This window comes from Vibrio agarivorans (assembly GCF_030409635.1).
Classification (GTDB): domain Bacteria; phylum Pseudomonadota; class Gammaproteobacteria; order Enterobacterales; family Vibrionaceae; genus Vibrio; species Vibrio agarivorans.
Genome location: NZ_JAUFQF010000002.1, coordinates 254,519 through 276,185, shown reverse-complemented (window position 1 = coordinate 276,185; position 21,667 = coordinate 254,519). Strand labels below are relative to the sequence as shown.

Sequence of the window (21,667 nt, the reverse complement as noted above, 5' to 3'; positions counted from 1 at the left end):
CTCAAATTGACTCTGACCCCAATCTTTATTGATCCGTTGGCGTGGAAGACGAATCGATTTAGGTTGATTTGACAGCTTAAGGTAATAACTAGAGTGCTTTTCTTGTGCTGTTCCAATGCTTAGTAAAGCCAATGGCACTAATCTCTGATTTCCAATGTGAATTTGGTAATCTTGAATCACTTTCTACTCTTACAGATCCCGATGCCTTTGTTAAGGCTTTAATAACGAAGTCAAATCCATCGTATGTATGAGGTGAAAAATTCAAGTACCGTACTCCTTCATTGTTACTGCATTCATATTTAACTTGAATAGGTTGTGAGTTGAAAAGAAAGACCATGATGCTACCAGAGTGTTCTGTTGAACAAACAGTGTCATCTCCTACAGCGGTAAACAAAATGTCCTTATCATTGTTATCGTTAAACCCAATCCCAGCGAGTAGTCGAAAACCATTTTGGTCAGTATACGCGTATGACATGTTTTGATACTCATGCCAATGTGTAAGCTCTGTTGGGGAAGAGAAAAGATGCTTTGCTACATTATCAAAACCATTTGAACTATAAACCCAAGAATTGAATACGACTTCACGGCCATTCAGTAGTGGCTTTATGGCTTCCTCGGCTTCTTTCGGTGATATTAAGTCAGTGGCTGCGAGTGCATCTGCTACGCAGTGTGTTTCTACCTGCACTTCTGCATCATTCATACTACGATTTCCACTGGCAAGAACTCCTGGTCTAGCTGGGTAACACTCAGAAAATGATGGATAGAATAACTCTCCTAATGCGATATGCTCGCCAACTCGACTAACGGCTAGAATATGATAGCTTTCAAATTCAACACCCACAGAATCATTTTTTGCTCGAATAACCCATGTGCCACTATCACCAAGTTGAGTCCAATGTGTTGATGGTGTGTCGAGTAGACTTGCATTGGTGCTCGATGAAAAAATGATAAGTAAGAGAAATAATTTTGGAAACCATGTAAGTAAGTTATGCATGTTCTTAAGAAGTTGTGAGTAGTGAGTCGAGTTTATCCAATGTTGTTATTCAATTAGGAATATCAACTATTCCAAAATGACATTGCTTGACAGAAACAGTAATCGTTCACCAAGTTAACTAAACTTAATATTAACGGAGGAGTCTGCTTTGCCTACAAAGTTAAGTCATTCTATTCTAACGGTTAGATTAGGTGCGAGAGAAGCTGCACCTCTCTTTGATTCATGTTTTTACCATCGAGCTGAACCCTGAAACCGTGTATCAATAATAGTGGCTTTCAAATGTTACTTGATCGGTTCAACCGACTCCTCAATGCTCATATCAATAGAAGCGACCTAATGATGAGCACCTCGCTGGAGTATCGTAAATTCCTAATTGAACCTTATCACCGTTTATAATATGTGGTAAGGCATCAGAAAATAGGGATATACTGGGTTGAATTAGGACAGTGAGCACAGTGCTATGAGCATTAAAGCCCTTTAACTTTGAATAAGATTTTACTTAACATGGTGAAAATTTATGACTCATGCAGCCTGATTTTAAGGATGTGATTAGAGCTTCTAATGATTGGATAGCGAATATTGAAGCTAAAAGCACCAATCAATCGTAGTAGGAAAATAGGTTTGAAACTGAATTATAGTGAAACGAATATGAGGTGTTTTTATGTCTGATTTTGAAGATGTATTTGGTGCGGGATCTGACTCTGTCGAAGTCATAGAGCATCTTTCGAGTTTCAATAAAGGCCAGAAAAAACACTTCGTCCGAGCTGCGCCTAGATACCTGACTCGAACTCAAAAAAATATAGTGAGCTTAAAGATACCACTCGAAGATTGGGTTTTAAATGGTGTTTGAAGCATCATGTAATTGATTACCCACCGTACTCTATGAAGGCTGTTTTTCTAGATCGCGTTGATGATAACCGAGTTAGTCGGTTGATTATTGATATAAGGTATGACCAAGATCGAAGCCAGGAAGTAGTTGTTTGTTTGTTGATTACTAAAGAGTTTAAAGTAGAGGTTAGTTATCCTATTGATGATTGGAACTCTTTTGATAACGCCATGCTGATTGCTGTGGATTTTAAGTTCAGCAAAGAATCGCCTTTTGTAAACCTAGACACTTTTAATGAAAATAGTGTCTATGCAGCTTTATAAACCTAGACATTGCTCAACATAACGTTATAATTTTTTTGCTAGGGCTAGCTCGATAGTCTTTTAGGTGTGATGTTTCGTCCACTGGTTGGACTATCAAAAACGCTCAAATTTGGGACGCAAGCGTCCGAATTGCTACACGTAGCCTAGCTAACCGAGACGTTTAGCGTCTCGGTTACTCAATTGAGCTTATCCATGAATATAGACCAATTAGAGATGGGGCATTTTTTTGATGCTTAGCTGCTCGCAATTTTTTCAACGTTTTCCTTGTGGGGTAGACCCCAACATCATCAACACCAACGCCACATATAATTCTTCTCCCATTTCGATAGCTTTGAACCTTAGTTTTCTTTATGTTTATCTTCAGTAGATGCTGTTCTAAAATTAAACAAACATTGCTAATGATAACATCTATATCTTCAATAGAATTTAAGCTGATAGTTAGATCATCTGCATAGCGTGAGTAGCTAAAATCTTTAGGGTCTTTGATTAAAAAAGGGTCCTTATCAAATTTAAGTTCCAATGGTTTTTTATTTTTGGATAGTAATCCCTGTAAGTAATCGTTAATTTCAATATCTATTTTATGAAATGCAATATTGGTAATCATCGGACTTGATGGCAGACCTTGCCTCGCAACACCATTAATGAACAAAAATGGAATTAAGTCTTCAGGAATCAATCCTTTGACTAGTTCAACAGAAACACTTTCAAAAAAATCCTTCATATCTAGCGATATAGTATATCTGTACCCAACATGCGCATTCGCTTGAGTTATGCAGCTTTTTCTAGGAACAAAGCCATGAGCAAATTTAGCGTATTGATGGATGCTCTCCCACACTTGCTTATCAGCCAAGGTATCACTGATAGGCACGGATGGAGGGGTAATTAAGTCAAAATACTTCCTATACAAAAATGGTAGGATTAACTTATGGAAGTCAAGAGAGGAGAAACCACGTTTATAAATTGTACGCTTTTTTTTCCCTGTGCGAACTTCAGACTCTATGAGACTACAAGTATTCCATTTTTTGTGATCAAAACTGAAAAATCCCCACTTCAGTGAGTCAGATTGACCTATGTATTTATCAATAACCGACTCTGGAATTGTAGCTTCCCATTCACCGTATGAGTTTTGTGTCCAAAGATTTTGTTTAATCATTACGTGCTATTAATACTTTAGTTATTGCAGCATCTAACTCCATCTGTACTTCTTTAGACAGACGACCAAATTCATAAGAGAAATTATGACCTTTCACTCGCTAGCGAGCAAACATACCTTTACTATCAAACTCCGCTAACGAAGTAGAAGAAATGGGGTCAGAGCCAATTCCCTCAAATTGACTCTGACCCCAACTTACAAAGTTAGCTCTGAATCCTTGCGGCTTCACCTTCAACCTCTACTGCAAGTCACCTAAAACCGAACCCCAAACGCCAACTTTGATATGGTTTTATCATCACTACCCCATATCGAGGTGCTCTTTGCTGGCTGTAAAAGAGAAGCATCAATGCTAACGAACTTGTAGGCAACACGCGCACCCACGCCATAGAAAAAACTGCTTTCTTTTGTTGTCACTGAACTAGCACTGATAACTTCGTCTAGTTCTACTTCGGTGGTATGGAGGCTCTCTTTCATCCAGTTATAGCCAAGAGCTGCATAAGGCTTAAAAGTCACCTTCTGACCAAAGGTGTAACCAATGTCAGTGCCGATAAAGGTGGTTGATACATCGTTACGGTGCTCAAAATAATTAGCCCCTCCTCCCTCTCGAAAGGAAAACTTGTTGCCACCTGTTTTAGAAAGGTAAAAGCCCATCACTCGATTAAGTTCATAGCCGATACCCACCGAGTAGCCATCAGAGTATTCCGTATCTTGCTGGGCGATCGACGAGGCGCCGTCTGTTCCGTTGAAGCTACTTAGCCCATATTCAAACCGAATAGATGCATTGGCTAGGGTTGGAATAAGAAATAGAGCAAGGGCTAACGATTTACGCATGGTTAATGGGGTTCCGTCTAACTGTGACCAATAGGCGAAACGAGCATAACCATCTTCGATAGTAAATTTGGAATATTAAGTATTCCATATGAAGAAAAAGGGCCGAGCCAATTTCCTCAAATCGACCCGACCCCAAACCTTAAAAGCTAAAGCTCATTACTACTGCAAATAAGCATTCAACATCCACATCAGCTTCTCTTGCTCGCGGATGTAGTCACCCATCAAGGCTGCGGTACCTTCATCTGAAGCATCACCTGCTTGGTCTAGGATATTACGCTGAATAACCAGCAGTTGGCCAAACCCATCAACCAATCCTGCTACGCACTCTTTACCTTGTGTCGCATTCTGGTGCTCTGTAATCGCGCTTACTTCTAGGTAGCGACTGAAGGCGTGATCAGGAGTGTGGCCTAGCGTTAGGATGCGCTCTGCGAGCTCATCGATTTTGGTTTGTAGATCGGTGTAGATCTCTTCAAACTTCACGTGAAGCTCAAAAAACGCCTCGCCTTTGATGTTCCAATGGTAGCCGCGAGCGTTCATATACAGCACTTGGTAATGCGCAAGTAGGGTATTGAGCTCATGTGCAAGCTGTTGTGATTTTTGATTGTCTAGTCCGATAAAATTCGTCGTCATATCAAGCCCCTCGTATAATATTGTCAGGCAAAACTGTTTAATTGCGTTTAGTTTATGCCGCCGATTAACGAAAAGAAAATGGGCAAATCCTATACATTCCATAGCCAAAAACTATCAAATATTACTTTCCTAAGGCGTCTGTTTGTGCGGTATGTGTAAACGTTGCACCTAGCTGATACTCATTATTTTCAATTGAACAGAAATTAGTCATAGAATCCCCTAATAAGATCGAGTATATTGCCGCGTTTTTGTAATTATTAGTGCTTCGAGTAGAAATTGATGTCAAAAGCTCAAAACCTCGATAAAAGAATGTCCATTGTGGCTTTAGCATGGCCGATTCTTATCGAAATTCTATTACGTACTGCGCTAGGGACCAGCGATGTATTCATGCTGAGTGGGTATTCCGACAAAGCCGTTTCGGCGGTTGGGGTGATCACTCAGATTACGTTTTTCTTAATCATTGTCTCTACATTTGTCAGCAGCGGTACCGGGATCTTAATCGCACGCTACAACGGTGAGGGACGCACGGCCGATTCAACCCATGTGGGTGTCGCGAGTGTTTGGTTGTCATTTGTGGTGGGTGCGCTGCTCAGCGTATTGGCCATCGTAGTCGCGCTCTATTTCTTGCCACTGTATGGACTTGAAGCCCAAGTTGAGCAGTATGCGGAAGAGTATCTACTTATCAGTGGCGCGCTGACCTTTAATGTCACCATCGGGGTTGTATTGACCACGATTTTGCGCAGCCACGGCTATTCACGTTCGCCAATGGTCGTGAACCTAATCAGTGGTGTGCTCAACGTCGCAGGTAACTACGTTGCACTCTATCAGCCTTTTGGCTTGCCTATTTATGGTGTTCAAGGTGTCGCAGTTGCCACTGTTGTCAGCCAAATGATCGGCACACTTCTGCTCGTTGTGATTGTGATGCGCAGTTCGATTGAACTGCCACTGAGCAAGGGTAAAGAGGTGCCTAAACCAATCTACAAGAGTATCTTGAAGATTGGCGGTATGAACGGCGGCGAAGTGCTGTCATACAACATGGCGCAAATCTGTATCGTATATTTTGTTGTGCAGATGGGCACGTCATCTCTAGCGGCGTTCACCTATGCGCAAAACATCGCTCGTTTTTCGTTTGCTTTTGCATTGGCTGTTGGTCAAGCATCGCAAATTCAGGCGGGCTACTACATTGGACGCGGTTGGGTAGACTCGATCTACAAGAAAGTACATACCTACTTCTTTATCGGTTTTGCTGTATCCGTCTCGATGACAATGATTTTCTACTTTAATCGTGACCTAATTCTGCCAGTGTTTACTGATCAGCAAGAAATTTTGCTGCTGGCATCTTCATTGCTGCTAGGTTCAATCCTTCTGGAAGGTGGCCGTGTGTTTAACTTGATTTATATCTCGGCGCTAAAAGGCGCTGGGGATGTAAAATTTCCCGTGCAGATGGGCGTATTAAGCATGTGGGGTTTGAGTGTAACGATGAGTTATATTCTTGGCATCCACTGGGGATTTGGTGTCATTGGTGCTTGGATGGCCACCGCGCTTGATGAATGGGTACGCGGTATCATCATGGCCTATCGCTGGCGTTCACGCTGCTGGGTGAATGCGAAAATCTAGACCTTAACGATACAATCAAGGGCAAGTGATGATTCACTTGCCCTTTCTTTAAGCCTTTCGACAAATCGAGTTAGTTAGTCGAGCAAGCGGCTTCACCCACTCGCTTCCAAACACCCCACTGGCCTGATTGAGTTGGGTCTTCACCTCGAGTCCACCACTTGGCCTCGTAGAGGCTATCAGCCCATGTCACTTGATCGCCGCCTGTGTAGACCGTTGCTGCATCCCACGCGTTTTCACAAGCGCCTCCTCCGGTCGATGTCGCCATGACAGTCACGCTCACCGAGCTTGTGCTTAAGGCCTGACCATCGCTCACCTCAAGCGTAAAGTTAAAAGAGGTGTCTTGCGTATATTCACCTGCCACAAAGCTAAGCTGAGCGCCATTGACCACCGCGTTCAGGCCGTTTGGCAATGTCCATGCAAAGCTCAAAGCATCACCATCCGCATCGCTTGATGAAGATGCATCTAGCACCACCGTTTCGCCAGCACTGGCGCTAGTCGGTGCGCTAATCACAACAACCGGAGCGGTATTACTCGGCTCCGTTGGTAGCGGGTTAAGTGTCACTGTTACACTATCTACTGCCGTCGCACCTTCATTGTCTGTCACCATCAACTCGAAAGACAACGATGTGGTTTGAGCCACTTCACTCACATCAAAAGAGGCTGCTGCGCTGTCTGCTCCCACAAGCGTTACTGCGGGGCCCGAGATTTGACTCCAAGCATAACTGGCAATTACGCCATCACTATCACGTGACGCACTGCCATCAAGTGTTACTGTCCCTGCGCCTTCAATAACAATATCTCCACCAGCATTGGCTGTCGGTGCTCGATTAACTGGCGTTGTTGCACCACCTGCGAGCCCCTCATGCATCGCATTGAGAATGTCACCGTTATCAGCATCGATTTCCCATGAGAATAAACCGGCAAGACCTAAGCTGCGTACGTACGCGCCTTTGGCTTTCACCGAACGCTCATCATCAAACGTGATCAAATCACCTGTTGAACGGTTCCATACCCAAGGAGCCTCAGCTTGCTCATCATAGCCATACTCAAAGCCATTAATACCTGTGTTTGAAGCCCCCAGCATGAATGATTTAATGCCTTTATAATCAATGACGCCATCTTCCCATACGCCTTGCGCTGTGCTGCCTTTAAGTTTGCCAGCGCCAACACCAGTCATTGGATCTGATGGATCAGAGAGCGTGTCGGGCATCACCCCTGTCCAGCCACGGCCATACATCGCAGTACCGAGAACGAGTTTTTCAGCGGGTACACCTTGCGCTAGAAGCAGCTGAATGCCATTATCAGAGGTATAAGCAGGGCCTTTATAAGCCTCTCCATTTTCATCAACGCCTGTTCCATCACACTGACCAGGGCGCATAAATGAGCCACAATAAAGCGCGGTTTGATGGCCCACGACATTGTTCCAGCCACCATAAAAGTCGTAAGTCATAGCAAAGATGTAATCCATGTACTGAATCGCTTCGGCATAATCGACATCTTCAATTTTGTCATGACCAACACCAATCGCAGAGGTCAACTCATAGCTGCGACCATTTTCAGCTTCAAGCTCATCAAGCATGGCGCGCAGTTCACGCATAAGAGCAATATAGGCTGGGCCATCATTTATAGGATCGCCCAAGTCTGGGGCTGCGCCATCCCCACCAGGAAACTCCCAATCAATATCAACCCCATCGTAAAACTTCCATGTGGTTAAAAATTGCTTAACAGAGGCCACGAACGTATCGCGATTGGCCTTAATGGTGAAATCAAAGAAGGGGTCTGAAAGTGTCCAGCCACCAATAGAAGGGATGATTTTTATATCTGGGTTACGCTGTTTAAGCGCCATCATCATCGCATAGTTCCCCTTAATTGGAGTGCTGTATTGATGCCCCGCTTGCGGAAAGCTCTTTTGAAATGCAGCCCAAGGATCATGAATCACCACTTCATAGTCAGGCACGCCACTACAGGCTGTTTGCAACGCGTTAAAGCTATTGCCTCCTACTGATTTTACTGACTCGTTAGGTCCACAAATGGGAATGAAGCCATAGAGAATATGCGTCAAATTATCAGCGGGTAGATTATCTATAGTGTAATCTCGACCATATATCCCCCACTCCACAAAATAGGTCCCGACAACGGTATTAGGATCGGTATTAAACGTGCCATTGTTGAGATCGATGTTCATTTCAAGCGGCGCTAAGTGCGAACCATCCGTATCAGCAACAACAATCTCCGCTGCGCTGCTGCGACTGCAGCCTGAAGCATCACAGGCTTCAATCTCCATTTGATAGCGACCACCTTGCGCGTATTGAAAACTGGCCGTTGTTTGGCTGCCGGTAATCGGGCCGCTCGCCACTTTCTGCCCGTCAAAATAGATATTGTAGGAGTCGCCTCTCTCACCACTCCATTGATTGAACTTGACGGTGATGTCAGCGTGATCACGATATTTCACCATATCGTTATAGCCCGAAGTCGTCTCCATAGCTAACTCGATTTTGGAGAACTGTAAGTTATTCGAACCATACACATCAATGCTCGGTACACTCGGGGCGGCATTGACACTGCTCGCAGATAAAGCAGCCGCTATTGCAGCGACCTTAAAGGTAAAACGATTCATTGTATTGTCTCTCATTCCTTGAATCTTAAATCTCTCTGCCCGTGCTATGTGCATACGGGCATCGGATGAGAGTATTTGCGTAGGCTTTATTTTTAACGCGAAAAATTAAAACTCTTTGCGAGAAACACGAGGAAATCTGCTTGCTACGGCTACAACGTTTCAATCAAAAACCAACCTTGAGTCAGTAAAAAATAAAATTACGTCAGTTTAGTGGAAAAACTGACGCTTACTGACTAGCCACCTATTGCAATCTCGCACATAGCTAGGCAATCTAACTGCAAATCAGCAACCTTGCTGGCTCGTCAAACCATTCAATTAGGACAATTGCAATGAAACGTATTCACTCTCTAGCGGCCCTAATCGCACTATCAGTGAGCGCACACAGCATGGCGGCTGTGACCATCGAAGTTCCAGAAACCATCTCTGTATTGGCAGTCAACCAAGAAAAAGCCGACCTTTCTGGCAGCATTTTCTCATCAACTAAAACTCTGACTTTGCCAGACGGTGAAAACCAAGTGGTGTTCCGCTACTCTCCATATTTTGACAAAGGCGATGAGCGTATCATCATCGACAGCAAAGCGACGATCGCTAAGTTTGATGCTGCAAACCAAGAGCTGAAGTTTGAACTCCCTACCTACCGTCACGAGCGTGATGCGAAGTCGAAGATTGATAGTTTTGACTGGAAGCTTGTGAATAACTCTGGTCAAGCGGTTGAAGTTACACAAGATCAGCTCATCAAAGACGGCATGCAAATTGGCCGCGATTACGTCCGTGAAATTGAAGACTACAACCGTGCTGGTGGTATTGCAGCAGTGGGTGTTGCGGCAGCTATCCCAACTCAACTACCAGAAACAGGCACCGTACCCGCACAGCTACCAGAGCCTGTCCCTGCGCAACTGCCTGAAAATGGTGTAAGCACCGCAGAAGAGATGCTTTACTTCTGGTACAGCAAAGCGGACGCTGATGCACAAGCTCGCTTCAAGGCGTACATCAACGCACAATAATTGCGACACCTAGAGCAAGACACAAGTCTATAATTCCAGTGGGACGACACACACAGTGAGTCCCATTTTTTCTACTCGAAAATTACGCTACAGCAACCCACTTCCGCTGTTAGGTTACTAAAAAGTAACCACTTGTCCCTTTTCAAATCCCTCTCTATATTGTTTTAACAACGGAAAGCAAAACAGAACAAGGGGATATAGCATGGCGTACTCAAATAAACTCAAAGCTGGGGATTCGTTTCCTTCGTTAACCGCGACATTACTCGATGGCTCCAGTGTCACTCTGGGTAAACCTCGCAAAGATGCGACGTGGCAAGCAGTGTTTGTCTATCGTGGTAAACACTGCCCGTTGTGTACCAAGTATTTGAATGAAATTGAATCCTACAAACAGGCGTTTGCGGATGCAGGGGTCGATATCCTTGCGGTCTCAGGGGATTCAAAGAGCCAACTAGAACAGCATTCAGAAAAACTCGACGTCTCCTTCCCATTGGCATATGGGCTATCAGAAGAACAAATGAAAACCCTTGGGGTATATATCTCTCTTCCTCGCTCGGAGCAAGAGACAGATCACAACTTCGCAGAGCCAGGCTTGTTCGTGGTAAATGAGAAAGGTCAACTTCATGTGGTTGATATTTCTAACAACCCATTTGTGCGACCAGAGTTAGGAGCGCTGACTCGTGGGCTGGCTTGGATTCGTGATCCAAACAATCACTACCCTATCCGCGGCACACTCGACTATTAATTCAGCTAGTTTTAAGCAACGGCCACATAAAATTAAAGCGGCGCTCACTCACTGTGCGTGCCGCTTTATTGTTATTTCGTTGACGGTTATTTCGTCAACTGAATATCGTATTTTTCTGACCAAATCCTCAAATCTTCGAGGATTTGTAAGGCCGTCGATCCAAACTCAGTTAACTCATAACTCACTGCTATAGGTCTATCACTGAGCACCTTACGAACCACCATGCCTTCGCTCTCCAGCTCCTTCAGACGTTGATCAATCATCTTCTTGCTCGCCCCACCAAGCATTCGGGCTAGGTCATTAAACCGCACAGGGCCATCTTTTAGGTGGTAAATCAAAGAGCCTTTCCATTTGCCACCAATGAGACGCATCCCTTTTTCGATTGCACAAGGCTCAGCACAGACATTGACAACACTTTTTCGTCCTTTGGTATCGATGCTAACTTTACTTTCCACGGAGATCACCACTCACTTGCTGAATGGTTGAAACAATAAAGATTGTGTTATCGCCTCAACCATTAGTTGACTAGGTTACTAGTTTATACCTAGTCAAATAAATCACAACCCTACCTTATGCCTAAATCGGACTAGAAGTTACTGTTAATATGCGCTTCAAAGCGTGTAAAGTCTTGTTCAAGATTTGGGTTTTTCATTACATCAAAACTGGCGAACGTTGGCAGTGCAGACATTCCAAAGAAACGGAAGTTGGCGTGCATGTGGAACATCAAGTCATCCACACCCTTACCCTGAAACAGATACTCACTGTCATCATCAAATGATTCTTGAGGGGCATTAAAGGTGAGTGAAAGCATGTACTTGGTGTTGGTGCGTGTGCCACCCGTGCCATAATTTTTCTTTGGCGCATCTTCGCTTCGGCCATCAAAGGCACATAAAGCGCCCCCCATCCCGGCAGTGAAAACGTCATCCATGTATTTTTTAAAAGACCATGGCACACTCATCCAGTTAATCGGTGATTGAATAATCACACGATCGGCCCATTCAAAATGGGCAAGCTGTTCATCAACAACGATGTCATCTTGCATCGTCACTACGCGAACAGCATGTCCTTTTGCCTGCAACAGGGTTTGAGCCTTGTCGACTAAGGTCGCATTAAGTCGACCAGGTGAAAAGGGAGACACTTCATGCGCGTTAATAATAAGTACGTTACTCATCGTCAATACCTCTTTGCAATTTTCGATTGTTAGTCAATAGAACTGGCTAACTCATGTGGTTCATTATGGTAACCTGAATACCTTTTGCAATTAGTATACTTTTAGTAACCTACCTATTTTTAGGCTATACCTCTGATTTTAAATGACCTTTAGTTTTGAAATTTCATCAAAAGCATCCAACACCTGCTGACAGTTCATCACTCGACCATGACCTTGCCCTTGTGTCGTCACCAAATTCACCCGCTCCATCTCTGCTGCGGCTTTTTCAGACACATCAAACGCTGCAAACTTATCGTTTCTATCGTGAACGATCACCGTTTGTGGTGCACGTAGACCCAGCTTTTGATACGGATCGATAGACTGGATCGGATAGCGGTATTGCTCTTCAAGATCAGAGACCACAGCATTAAACAACCGCATGGAATACCCTGAACGGGCGACACTTCCAAACAAGTTCTCAACATAGTTAAGGACAGGCGCAATTAAAATCATCGGCACAGATTGCAGTTTTTGATGGTGACACTCTAGTAGGGAGGCGGTTCCCATGCTATGAGCAATCACACCCACAACCTCATCGACACTATCTAGAATCGCCTCAAGCCCCTTAACGAATGCTGGAATATGACCAAACGCCCCTTCACTTTTACCGTGCGCAGGGTGATCATAGGCTAATGCCGTAAAGCCTTGCGCAGCGATATGCTCCATCAATGGAAAAAAACTGACTCGCACTGCCAGACCAGCCATGTGAAAGCACCCACAATGGCCCTGTGCCTAGTTGATAGGTGGTCAGTTCTCCCTCTCCACAGGCCACTGTCGACTTAATCAAACCTGCTGGTTCGGCATTCTTTGGCTCGGAGCGAACTGGGGTCAACAAGAGCTTTCTCGCGGTCTTTTTGGCGTGATTTGGGGCAAGAGTGTGGTGTAGTCGAGTTGTCACACTCACCATGCTGCGGCGTAAGTTAAACTTTTTACCGGTATTGAAATAGATTTTGTCGCTCATCGACGCGTTCCTTTGACCTTTAGCGCTAACGGTTATGCAGCGAATTACGACATATCACGACAGATAAAGCAAATTAACCTAATTTGGATCAAGTTAATTTAAATTGTATGACAAATAGATATTCAATATAAATAACCTATGTCAGAATAGCTTTAGTTTTAATCACTTGGATGCGTTTATTTATGCTTGAACAGCTGCTCTTTTCCGCTTCTGTCACTGGACCTATCTGCTTAATGCTCGTACTTGGGGTGTTTCTAAAGCGTATTGGGATGATTCACGATGCCTTTATAGAAAGTGCATCGAAGCTGGTGTTTCAGATCACCCTGCCAACCATGCTGTTTCTGAGCATCGTCAATGGCAACTTTGATCTTGCAGGTAGTGGAAAGCTGATTTTGTTTGGGTTATTCATCAACACGCTGGTGTTTGTGGCCACGATTTTTATTACCCGAATTGCCCTGCCTAACCACCAAGACCATGGTGTGATTGTACAAGGTGGATTTCGCGCTAACACGGCAATTATCGCACTTGCCTACATGGCGAAGCTCTATGGTGAGGAGGGCATCGCGATTTCAGCACTCTATGTCGCCACTACCACCATATTGTATAACATCCAAGCAGTGTTCATCTTAACACCGAAAGGCAGTAGCAATGGTGGGATGGCTACCGTGGTGGATATGACGAAGAACATCACCAAAAACCCGCTGATAATCGGCATCATGTGTGGTGTCGTTGCGAAGCTAATCGCGCTGCCTGTGCCGAAAATGGTGCTCGATACCGGTGGCTATTTTGCCAATATGACACTGCCACTGGCTCTGTTGTGTACAGGTGGATCGCTCAACCTGAGTGCGCTCAAGCATGACCAAAAACCCACCGTCTTTGCCACTACAATAAAGCTGGTCATCGCCCCTATCATGGTTACGGCAGCCGCTTACTTATTTGGCTATAGAGACATCGAGTTAGGCTTATTTTTTATGATGAGCGCAGCACCAACCGCAGCCGCAAGCTATGTCATGGCACGCTCGATGGGGGGCAATTCAACACTCGCAGCCAATATCATTGCTTTAACTACCGTGGCTTCGATTATCACCTGTACATTAGGTATTTTTATTCTTACCAACCTTCAGCTGATCTGATTTACATTGTAAATAAAAACACCGTGGCTTATTCCACGGTGTTTTTATTTGTGGCATAACCTGTCCTAATCACCAAACTAAAAAGTCGCCCAAACTCAGAAGAGTCAGGGCGACTGTTTTCAATCAAATTGTCTAAACTAACGAGTCTATTGAGACTTTAGCTTATAGAACAGCGTTGATAGCGGTGGAAGTGCAATCTCGATAGACTGAGCCAGCCCCTCTGATTTTACCGCCTCCGTAGACGCTGCTGCGACGACATCAAAGCCACTACCGTCGTACTTGGTGTCATCCGTACTCAACACCAGCTCATAAGTACCCTCAACTGGCATACCTAGGCGGAAGCTTGAGTGTGGTACAGGTGTAAAGTTACTGATCACCAGAATGCGCTCACCGTCTTCACTAATACGCTCATGCGCAATCACACTGCGGTCCGCTTCATCTTGCAAACGCCACTCAAAGCCACGTGGATCGGCATCCAATTCATGTAGCGCTTTCTCATTGCGATACAGCAAGTTCAAGTCACGAGTTAAGCTTTGCATCCCTTTATGACGTGCAAACTCAAGCAAGAACCATTGCAACTGATCGTCATGATTCCACTCTGCGGTTTGACCCAGCTCTGCACCCATAAAGTTGAGCTTTTTACCAGGCTGACCATACATATAGCCATAGTAAGCGCGGCAGTTCGCTGTTTGTTGCCACTCATCGCCCGGCATCTTATCGATGATTGAGCCTTTACCATAGACCACTTCATCATGTGACAGAGACAATACGTAGTTCTCACTGAAGGCATAGATCAGTGGGAACGTGAGTGTGTTGTGGTGATATTTACGATGAACAGGATCTTCTTTGATATAAGAAAGACTGTCGTGCATCCAACCCATGTTCCACTTAAAACCAAAGCCTAAGCCACCAGCAAAAGTTGGTGCTGATACACCAGGGAATGCCGTTGATTCTTCGGCAATGGTCATGGCATTCGGGAAGTGTTTGTACACCTCTTCGTTCATCCACTTAAGTGTCGCAATCGCATCGTAGTTCTCACGACCACCGTCGATATTAGGGATCCACTGATCGTGGCTGCGCGAGTAGTCTAGATACAGCATGGACGCCACAGCATCAACACGAATACCATCAATATGGAACTGCTCAAACCAATACAGTGCATTGGAAACAAGGAAGCGACGTACATGCTCTCGACCGAGATCGTAGATGTATGAGTTCCAATCTTGATGCCAACCACGGCGCGGGTCTGGATCGTGGAACAGTGGTGTTCCATCAAAGTTCGCTAAACCGTGATCATCCGACGGAAAGTGCGCAGGCACCCAGTCAAGGACCACACCTAAGCCCGCTTTATGACACTCGTCGACAAAGTACTTAAAGTCATCTGGCGAACCAAAACGACTGGTTGGTGCAAACATACCGACAGGTTGATAGCCCCATGAACCATAGAACGGGTGTTCTGATACTGGCATCAATTCAACATGGGTATAACCAAGATCAACCAGATACGGTACCAATTGATCCGCAAGATCGCGGTAGTTTAGGAAGTCACCGTTTTCGTCACGACGCCAAGATCCGGCGTGTAACTCATAGAAAGACAGCGCTTCTTTGCGTTTTTCTGTCACTGGACGCGTTTGCCAGTCACTGTCGTTCCACTGATAACGATTGTGATCGTAAGTCAGTGAAGCAAAAGATGGGTATTGCTCTGAATGGAAACCCCATGGGTCAGCTTTATGTGGCAAGCCTTTACCATCTGGGCCTTTCATCTCAAACTTATATTGAGAGCCTTCAGGTAGATTCGGGATAAAGATCCCCCAAATCCCATAGTCTAGGCGCTGCATCGGGTTACGACGACCATCCCATTGGTTGAAATCGCCCACAATGCTGCACGCTGTTGCGTGTGGTGCATAGACTAAGAAACGGGTACCAGAAATCTGTTCGCCACCACGCTCTAGAGAGATAAATTGCGCTCCTAGGTAGTGATACATTGATTTCGGTGTATGAAGATCTTCAAACTCTGCGTACAACGAATGGTATTGGTATGGATCGTCGAGCACCTGCTCTGTGCCGCTCCAATCCACCGCAAGTTGATAGTGTTGCAGATGAAGATCAAATGGTTGTTGTAGTGTAAAACCTGACGCTTCTTCTCGAGCCATTGGCAGACGTGTGCCGTCATCTAGGATAACTTCTACACCCGACGCTCCTGGCATCCAAACGCGCAAACTCCCCTCTTCTGCGCTTAGAAACGGACCAATAAATGAAAATGGATCCGCGTACGATGCGTCTTCTAACTGATTGTATGCAAGCGCAATATCCTTAAGCCCTTCGCTCTTCAATTTTTTCTCTCCTAGACCTGTCGAACATGACCTAAAACAGCTCTACCTTTGGTCTTTGGCAAACACTTTTCCCAAAAGAGTATTTGACGGTGGTAGTGGCAAGCCCTTGTTCTTTTTTACGTTGTTATAATGCGCCTAATATTTGAGTAAATATTCAAATTTAGGCAAAAAAAAGACCCGCTAAAAGCGGGTCTAAAATTAGCGTCCGGTCAGTTTACCTAATAAATACTACTATTAGAGTGACCTAACCGAAATTTCTGTTCAACAGTGACTATTTACTCGCCTCAGCGCGCACTTCTGTTAGGCGTTTTGCTAAGCGGTTTACATTGTCGCGACCAAAGATCTGATCCAGGTTCATCGACAGCTTACGACGCCAGTTCGGGTACTCGTCGACAGTGCCAGGGATGTTGACAGGTTTGTCCATCTCTAGCCAATCTTCAAGCTGAACACTGAGCAGCGTTGAAGAGCCCGATGCAACATGAAGTTGCAGCGCTTCCGCTAGCATGGTGTCCATCGGTACGTACTGTGCGTCACGGCCTACGCCTTCAGGCAAGTAGCCGTGCCAAGCCACTGAGTCTAGAATACCCTGCTTGCTCTTCAAGCGATCAGCGAACAGACCTTCTAGCTGCTGCTCATTCGGGTATAGACCGAGCTCACGACCCATTTTCAGGTCATCACAGTGCCAGAAACCACGCAGTGTTGGCATATCGTGCGTACACAGTGCCGACATAGATTGATTCGCGTAGTGCTCTGGTGAGATGTAACCACCATCATCTTCAGATGTTTCGAAGAAGAATACCTTGTATGAGTGAACGCCAGCATCACGCAGGATACCTACGATTTCATCAGGTACTGTACCCAAGTCTTCACCAATCACTGAACACTCATGACGGTGCGACTCTAGTGCTAGGATTGCTAGCATATCTTCTACCGGGTAGTAGATGTAAGCGCCGTTTGTTGCGTTCTCACCCTTAGGAATCCACCAAAGGCGTAGAAGACCTAATACGTGGTCAATACGCAGTGAACCACAATGCTTCATGTTGGCACGCAGCAGCTTGATATAGGCATCATAGCTGGTTGCTTGTAGCGCTTGAGGGTTTAGAGGTGGTAGACCCCAGTTTTGGCCAAGAGGACCAAGAATATCCGGTGGCGCACCGATACTTGCGTCCATTACAAGGTTGCCATCATCAGCCCAAGTTTCTGCGCCAGAATCAGCCACACCCACCGCTAGGTCGCGGTAAAGGCCAACTGACATGCCCTTCTCTTCCGCTAGCGTCTGAGCTTCGTTAATTTGAGTATCCGCAACCCACTGTAGATACATGTATAGGTTAACGCGATCTTGGTTGTCTTTAATGTACTTTTGAACGGCACTGTTTTCGAAGTGACGGTATTTCTCAGGGAATACCGGCCAGCCCCACATGTTGCTATCTTCTGCGTGCAACTCAGCGTGCAGCGCATCAAATGCCGCTTGGTGTACTAAGCTATCGCCCCCTTCTGCAACAAATGCTTCAAACTCTTTCGCGCGGTCTGTGCCTTTGTCTAGGTGACGAGATTTAAATTCATTAAATAGCAATGGCAGAATGCTCATCTTCATCGCTGATACTTCTGAGTAGTTCACCCAGTGAGCATCACGCGCTTCTTGAAGACGCTTTTGGAACTCTGCGCTGCCAACTTGCTGCTGTGCTTCTGCACTTAGAGAGAACTCTGGTACAGAGCTCACATCAATATACATGATGTTTAACCAGCGACGAGAAGACGGGCTGTATGGGCTCGCACCTTCTGGGTTAGCTGGGAATAGTGAATGAATTGGGTTCAGACCCACAAAATCACCACCACGTGATGCGATATCTGCCACCAACTGTTTTAGGTCACCGAAATCACCGATACCCCAGTTGTGTTGTGTACGTAGTGTGTAAAGCTGAACACTCGGGCCCCACATTTTTTTGCCCGATTCCATTTCTGGCTGTTTGAAACACGCTTTCGGCGTGATAATCAGCGTCATGCAGTATGGAGATTTACGACGTTTGCGAGAGATCTCTAGCTTGTGGTAACCCCAAGGTAGGTTGCTTGGTAAAGCAAATACCAATGGACCACCTTCCGCACGCTCATCACGAACAACTTGCGACTGTAGGTAACCTTCTAGTACCTCACCCTCTTCCGTTGTTAATGACCAGCTAAACTCGCTTTCACGCGCGCTTGTACCTAGGTAAAGAGGTACTTCTACTGGCTCTCCGCTGCGTAGCACTAGAACTGGGTCAAGTACGTCTTTTTTATGTTTTTTCTCTGCAGACTTTAGCAAAGTCTCATCATTTGTAGTGTCGTAACCTAGGGAAGCAAGTAGACGACGTAAGGTATCTTCTTCCACCTTAGCCTCATCTCCCCAAGCACTGACGTAACTATCAGCCAATCGCGCCATTTCAGCGACTTGTTTTAGTGCACTTTGTTCTTTCATCGCTCTCTCCGAAGGACTGCTAACCTTCATCCTGTAGGGTTTGACTAACAAAATGTTAGTCTAAAAATATCTTCAATAGTGACAGAAGAGCCAAGGCGGTTGCCTTGGCTAATCTTTGTACTTTGGAAATTAACGGTTAACCGCTTCTAGTTTCCAAATGTTGTTCACGTAGTCGCGAATCGAACGGTCTGAGCTGAACTTGCCAACTAGCGCCGTGTTTAGAATCGCTTTCTTCGCCCAACCTGCTTGGTCACGGTATTGCGCGTCCATATCTTCGTGAGCTTTCACGTAAGACGCGAAGTCAGCAAGACATAGGTACGGGTCACCGCCATCTAGTAGGCTGTCGTATGTTGCACGTAGTAGACCTGGTTGACCTGGAGTGAACTCATCACCTAGTAGTAGGTCTAGAGATGCTTTCAATAGTGGGTCAGCGTTGTAGTAGTCGTATGGGTTGTAACCTGCCGCTTGTGTGCGTTTCACACCATCAACATCTAAGCCGAAGATGTAGATGTTCTCATCGCCTACTTCTTCACGGATCTCAACGTTAGCACCGTCCATCGTACCGATAGTTAGGGCACCGTTAAGCGCCATCTTCATGTTACCCGTACCAGATGCTTCTTTACCTGCCATAGAGATTTGCTGAGAAACGTCAGCCGCTGGGATCAACATTTCAGCCATGCTTACACGGTAGTCAGGGATGAATACCACTTTCAGCTTACCGCCTAGGCGAGGGTCGTTGTTTACTTTCTCAGCAACCTTGTTAATCGCAAAGATGATCTCTTTCGCTAAGTGGTAACCTGGCGCCGCTTTCGAGCCGAAGAATACAACGCGTGGCGTCATATCAAACGTTGGGTCATTCAGTAGGCGGTGGTATAGAGACAACACGTGTAGCAAATCAAGCTGCTGGCGCTTGTACTCGTGCAGACGCTTGATCATCACGTCAAAGATAGCATTCGTATCTAGCTCGATACCCATGTTCTCTTTAACCCAATCCGCTAGACGCTGTTTGTTCTGTTTCTTAACAGCCATGTACTCTTTTTGGAATTTCGCATCGTTAGCAAATTCCGCAATGCCTTCTAGCTGTTCAAGCTTAGCTGGCCACTCAGAACCAATCTTCTCAGTGATAAGAGCCGATAGACCTGGGTTACAGAATTTCAACCAACGACGAGGTGTCACACCGTTCGTTACGTTGTGTAGACGAGTTGGGTACATCTCGTGGAACTCTGGGAATAGGTCAGCTTTCACCAACTCAGAGTGAAGTGCTGCTACACCGTTAACTGCGTATGAACCGATAACACATAGGTTAGCCATACGAACCATGCGGTGGAAACCTTCTTGGATGATAGAAAGCTTAGCTTGCTTCTCACCATCACCAGGCCACATTGCACGTACTTCTTGTAGGAAGCGGTGGTTGATTTCAAAGATAATTTCCATGTGACGAGGAAGTAGACGCTGAATTAGCGACTCAGACCAAGTCTCTAGTGCTTCTGGCAATAGAGTGTGGTTTGTGTACGCGAATGTGTGCGAGCTGATTTCCCATGCTTCTTCCCAAGATAGGCCTTTCTCATCAAGAAGGATGCGCATCAATTCTGGGATAGCGATAGTTGGGTGTGTATCGTTAAGCTGGATAGTCTCTTGCTTAGGAAGATCCGCTAGTGTGTAACCTGCTGCTTCGTGGCGACGTAGGATGTCGCGTACCGATGCTGCTGAGTGGAAGTACTGCTGCATTAGACGCAGAGTCTTACCTTTCTCGTGGTTGTCGTTCGGGTAAAGAACTTTCGTGATGTTACCTGCATCGATCAGTGCGTGCTGAGCTTCGAAGTAGTCACCGTTGTTGAAGCTCTCTAGAGAGAAAGGCGCAAGAGCCTGACATTCCCAAAGACGCAGTGGATACACTGTTTCTGACTCGTAACCTACGATAGGTAGATCCCATGGCATTGCTTTCACAGTCATGCCTGGTACCCATTTGCGGACTTCTTTGCCGCCTTGGTTAACCACTTCTACGCGGCCAAAGAAACCGATCTCTTGAGCAAGTTCAGGACGAGCCACTTCCCAAGGGTAACCCTCAACACCACGCCATGCGTCTGGTGCTTCTTTCTGGCGGCCATCTTCAAATGACTGCTTAAATAGACCGTATTCGTAGTGCAGGCCGTAACCTACAGTTGGGTATTCTTGTGCAGCACAAGAATCCATGAAACATGCTGCTAGACGACCTAGACCACCGTTACCTAGTGATGGGTCACGTTCTTCTTCTAGAAGATCTGTTAGGTTTTGACCTAGCTCTTCCATCGCTTCAGTGATCTGCTCGTACAGACCCATGCTGATCAGGTTGTTACCTGTCAAACGGCCAATAAGGAACTCTAGTGAAAGGTAGTTAACGCTTTTCGCTTGTTTGATTTTTGGGTCTTGCTCTGTTTGTAGCAAGTCAAGCGTTGTTAGTTCTGCTAGTGCGCGGCCCATTGCTAGGTACCATGCACGAGGAGAAGCTGTTTCTACTGTTGTCGCGTAAGTCGCTGAAAGGTGTTTTTTAACATCTGCTTGGAATGCAGCTTTGTCAAAGTTTTTCTGTTGAGTAGGTTTCATTAGAGAAATCTCACTTATTGGTTTTAATCCATCTACGATATATCGTGCATTGTCCCCTATTTCAAAACATCCTCCCGTATAGGGTGGAGGATAGGAGGAGAGCACAGGGCGTAGAGCCTATTACTTTGCAAATAAAGTGATCTAACTCTCACTGACACTCGATTTGCTCAAATTTGTGTTGAACCGGATCACACTCATGGTCGTTTTATAAACAACCGTAAACGATGACAGAAAAATTAACCTTTTTAGAGTTATCGG

15 protein-coding genes and 2 pseudogenes are annotated in these 21,667 nt (G+C 45.4%); 5 read left to right on the top strand and 12 right to left on the bottom strand.

Going from position 1 to position 21,667, the window contains the following annotated elements; genetic code table 11:
- Nucleotides 1–88: 88 nt before the first annotated feature.
- Nucleotides 89–994: a hypothetical protein gene (locus tag QWZ05_RS06765; RefSeq protein WP_290297476.1), complete on the bottom strand. Its 906-nt coding sequence runs from the start codon at nucleotides 992–994 to the stop codon at nucleotides 89–91.
- Nucleotides 995–1,876: 882 nt separating this feature from the next.
- Here QWZ05_RS06765 and QWZ05_RS06760 point away from each other — a divergent pair.
- Nucleotides 1,877–2,143, top strand: coding sequence for a hypothetical protein (locus tag QWZ05_RS06760; protein ID WP_290297474.1), 267 nt, complete (start codon nucleotides 1,877–1,879; stop codon nucleotides 2,141–2,143).
- A 172-nt stretch (nucleotides 2,144–2,315) separates the two neighbouring features.
- Here the strand turns inward: QWZ05_RS06760 and QWZ05_RS06755 are convergent, their stop codons facing one another.
- From QWZ05_RS06755 to QWZ05_RS06740, 4 genes and pseudogenes are all read right to left on the bottom strand, one after another.
- Nucleotides 2,316–3,296 (bottom strand): reverse transcriptase domain-containing protein, encoded by a 981-nt coding sequence (locus QWZ05_RS06755; RefSeq protein ID WP_290297472.1) that lies wholly within the window; start codon nucleotides 3,294–3,296, stop codon nucleotides 2,316–2,318.
- Nucleotides 3,289–3,441, bottom strand: a pseudogene (locus tag QWZ05_RS06750) (ParB family protein); the annotation flags it as partial. The pseudogene QWZ05_RS06750 and the gene QWZ05_RS06755, both read right to left, overlap by 8 nt.
- Nucleotides 3,442–3,548: 107 nt before the next feature.
- Nucleotides 3,549–4,127 carry an outer membrane beta-barrel protein gene (locus QWZ05_RS06745; protein WP_290297470.1) on the bottom strand — a complete coding sequence of 193 codons (579 nt, stop codon included), beginning with the start codon at nucleotides 4,125–4,127 and terminating at the stop codon, nucleotides 3,549–3,551.
- A 159-nt stretch (nucleotides 4,128–4,286) separates the two neighbouring features.
- Entirely contained in the window at nucleotides 4,287–4,757 is a 471-nt protein-coding gene (locus tag QWZ05_RS06740) for a Dps family protein (RefSeq protein WP_290297468.1), read from the bottom strand.
- 279 nt (nucleotides 4,758–5,036) lie between these two features.
- Between QWZ05_RS06740 and QWZ05_RS06735 the strand changes: the two genes are divergently transcribed.
- Entirely contained in the window at nucleotides 5,037–6,374 is a 1,338-nt protein-coding gene (locus tag QWZ05_RS06735) for an MATE family efflux transporter (RefSeq protein ID WP_264876159.1), read from the top strand.
- A 70-nt stretch (nucleotides 6,375–6,444) separates the two neighbouring features.
- Here QWZ05_RS06735 and QWZ05_RS06730 read toward each other — a convergent pair whose 3' ends face one another.
- Complete coding sequence (locus tag QWZ05_RS06730) at nucleotides 6,445–8,991, bottom strand: glycosyl hydrolase family 18 protein (protein WP_290297651.1); 2,547 nt, start codon at nucleotides 8,989–8,991, stop codon at nucleotides 6,445–6,447.
- Between the two features lie 329 nt (nucleotides 8,992–9,320).
- On the opposite strand from QWZ05_RS06730, the gene QWZ05_RS06725 reads away from it, so the two are divergent.
- Nucleotides 9,321–9,995 carry a DUF2057 family protein gene (locus tag QWZ05_RS06725; protein WP_264876158.1) on the top strand — a complete coding sequence of 225 codons (675 nt, stop codon included), beginning with the start codon at nucleotides 9,321–9,323 and terminating at the stop codon, nucleotides 9,993–9,995.
- A 202-nt stretch (nucleotides 9,996–10,197) separates the two neighbouring features.
- The gene (locus QWZ05_RS06720; protein WP_264876157.1) at nucleotides 10,198–10,737 is read left to right on the top strand and encodes a redoxin domain-containing protein; all 540 of its coding nucleotides are present in this window, start codon (nucleotides 10,198–10,200) and stop codon (nucleotides 10,735–10,737) included.
- Between the two features lie 86 nt (nucleotides 10,738–10,823).
- Here the strand turns inward: QWZ05_RS06720 and QWZ05_RS06715 are convergent, their stop codons facing one another.
- The 3 genes and pseudogenes from QWZ05_RS06715 to QWZ05_RS06705 form a co-directional block, all read right to left on the bottom strand.
- Nucleotides 10,824–11,192, bottom strand: a complete 369-nt coding sequence (locus QWZ05_RS06715; protein WP_264876156.1) for a winged helix-turn-helix transcriptional regulator — start codon at nucleotides 11,190–11,192, stop codon at nucleotides 10,824–10,826.
- A gap of 131 nt (nucleotides 11,193–11,323) precedes the next feature.
- Nucleotides 11,324–11,908 carry an NAD(P)H-dependent oxidoreductase gene (locus tag QWZ05_RS06710; protein WP_290297461.1) on the bottom strand — a complete coding sequence of 195 codons (585 nt, stop codon included), beginning with the start codon at nucleotides 11,906–11,908 and terminating at the stop codon, nucleotides 11,324–11,326.
- A gap of 138 nt (nucleotides 11,909–12,046) precedes the next feature.
- Nucleotides 12,047–12,908, bottom strand: a pseudogene (locus QWZ05_RS06705) (alpha/beta hydrolase).
- Nucleotides 12,909–13,090: 182 nt separating this feature from the next.
- Between QWZ05_RS06705 and QWZ05_RS06700 the strand changes: the two are divergent.
- Complete coding sequence (locus QWZ05_RS06700; RefSeq protein ID WP_290297459.1) at nucleotides 13,091–14,041, top strand: AEC family transporter; 951 nt, start codon at nucleotides 13,091–13,093, stop codon at nucleotides 14,039–14,041.
- A gap of 146 nt (nucleotides 14,042–14,187) precedes the next feature.
- On the opposite strand, the gene glgB is transcribed toward QWZ05_RS06700, so the two are convergent.
- From glgB to QWZ05_RS06685, 3 genes are all read right to left on the bottom strand, one after another.
- A complete protein-coding gene (gene glgB / locus QWZ05_RS06695; protein ID WP_290297457.1) occupies nucleotides 14,188–16,374 on the bottom strand; it encodes a 1,4-alpha-glucan branching protein GlgB in 2,187 nt (728 codons plus the stop codon).
- Between the two features lie 271 nt (nucleotides 16,375–16,645).
- The gene (malQ, locus tag QWZ05_RS06690) at nucleotides 16,646–18,826 is read right to left on the bottom strand and encodes a 4-alpha-glucanotransferase (RefSeq protein WP_290297455.1); all 2,181 of its coding nucleotides are present in this window, start codon (nucleotides 18,824–18,826) and stop codon (nucleotides 16,646–16,648) included.
- Between the two features lie 129 nt (nucleotides 18,827–18,955).
- Complete coding sequence (locus tag QWZ05_RS06685; protein ID WP_264876150.1) at nucleotides 18,956–21,409, bottom strand: glycogen/starch/alpha-glucan phosphorylase; 2,454 nt, start codon at nucleotides 21,407–21,409, stop codon at nucleotides 18,956–18,958.
- Between the last annotated feature and the right edge of the window lie 258 nt (nucleotides 21,410–21,667).

Coding starts and splice junctions, on each gene's coding strand:
- QWZ05_RS06765 (WP_290297476.1), bottom strand. CDS start 994: ATGCATAACTTACTTACATGGTTTCCAAAATTATTTCTCTTACTTATC.
- QWZ05_RS06760 (WP_290297474.1), top strand. CDS start 1,877: ATGAAGGCTGTTTTTCTAGATCGCGTTGATGATAACCGAGTTAGTCGG.
- QWZ05_RS06755 (WP_290297472.1), bottom strand. CDS start 3,296: ATGATTAAACAAAATCTTTGGACACAAAACTCATACGGTGAATGGGAA.
- QWZ05_RS06745 (WP_290297470.1), bottom strand. CDS start 4,127: ATGCGTAAATCGTTAGCCCTTGCTCTATTTCTTATTCCAACCCTAGCC.
- QWZ05_RS06740 (WP_290297468.1), bottom strand. CDS start 4,757: ATGACGACGAATTTTATCGGACTAGACAATCAAAAATCACAACAGCTT.
- QWZ05_RS06735 (WP_264876159.1), top strand. CDS start 5,037: ATGTCAAAAGCTCAAAACCTCGATAAAAGAATGTCCATTGTGGCTTTA.
- QWZ05_RS06730 (WP_290297651.1), bottom strand. CDS start 8,991: ATGAATCGTTTTACCTTTAAGGTCGCTGCAATAGCGGCTGCTTTATCT.
- QWZ05_RS06725 (WP_264876158.1), top strand. CDS start 9,321: ATGAAACGTATTCACTCTCTAGCGGCCCTAATCGCACTATCAGTGAGC.
- QWZ05_RS06720 (WP_264876157.1), top strand. CDS start 10,198: ATGGCGTACTCAAATAAACTCAAAGCTGGGGATTCGTTTCCTTCGTTA.
- QWZ05_RS06710 (WP_290297461.1), bottom strand. CDS start 11,908: ATGAGTAACGTACTTATTATTAACGCGCATGAAGTGTCTCCCTTTTCA.
- QWZ05_RS06700 (WP_290297459.1), top strand. CDS start 13,091: ATGCTTGAACAGCTGCTCTTTTCCGCTTCTGTCACTGGACCTATCTGC.
- malQ (WP_290297455.1), bottom strand. CDS start 18,826: ATGAAAGAACAAAGTGCACTAAAACAAGTCGCTGAAATGGCGCGATTG.
- QWZ05_RS06685 (WP_264876150.1), bottom strand. CDS start 21,409: ATGAAACCTACTCAACAGAAAAACTTTGACAAAGCTGCATTCCAAGCA.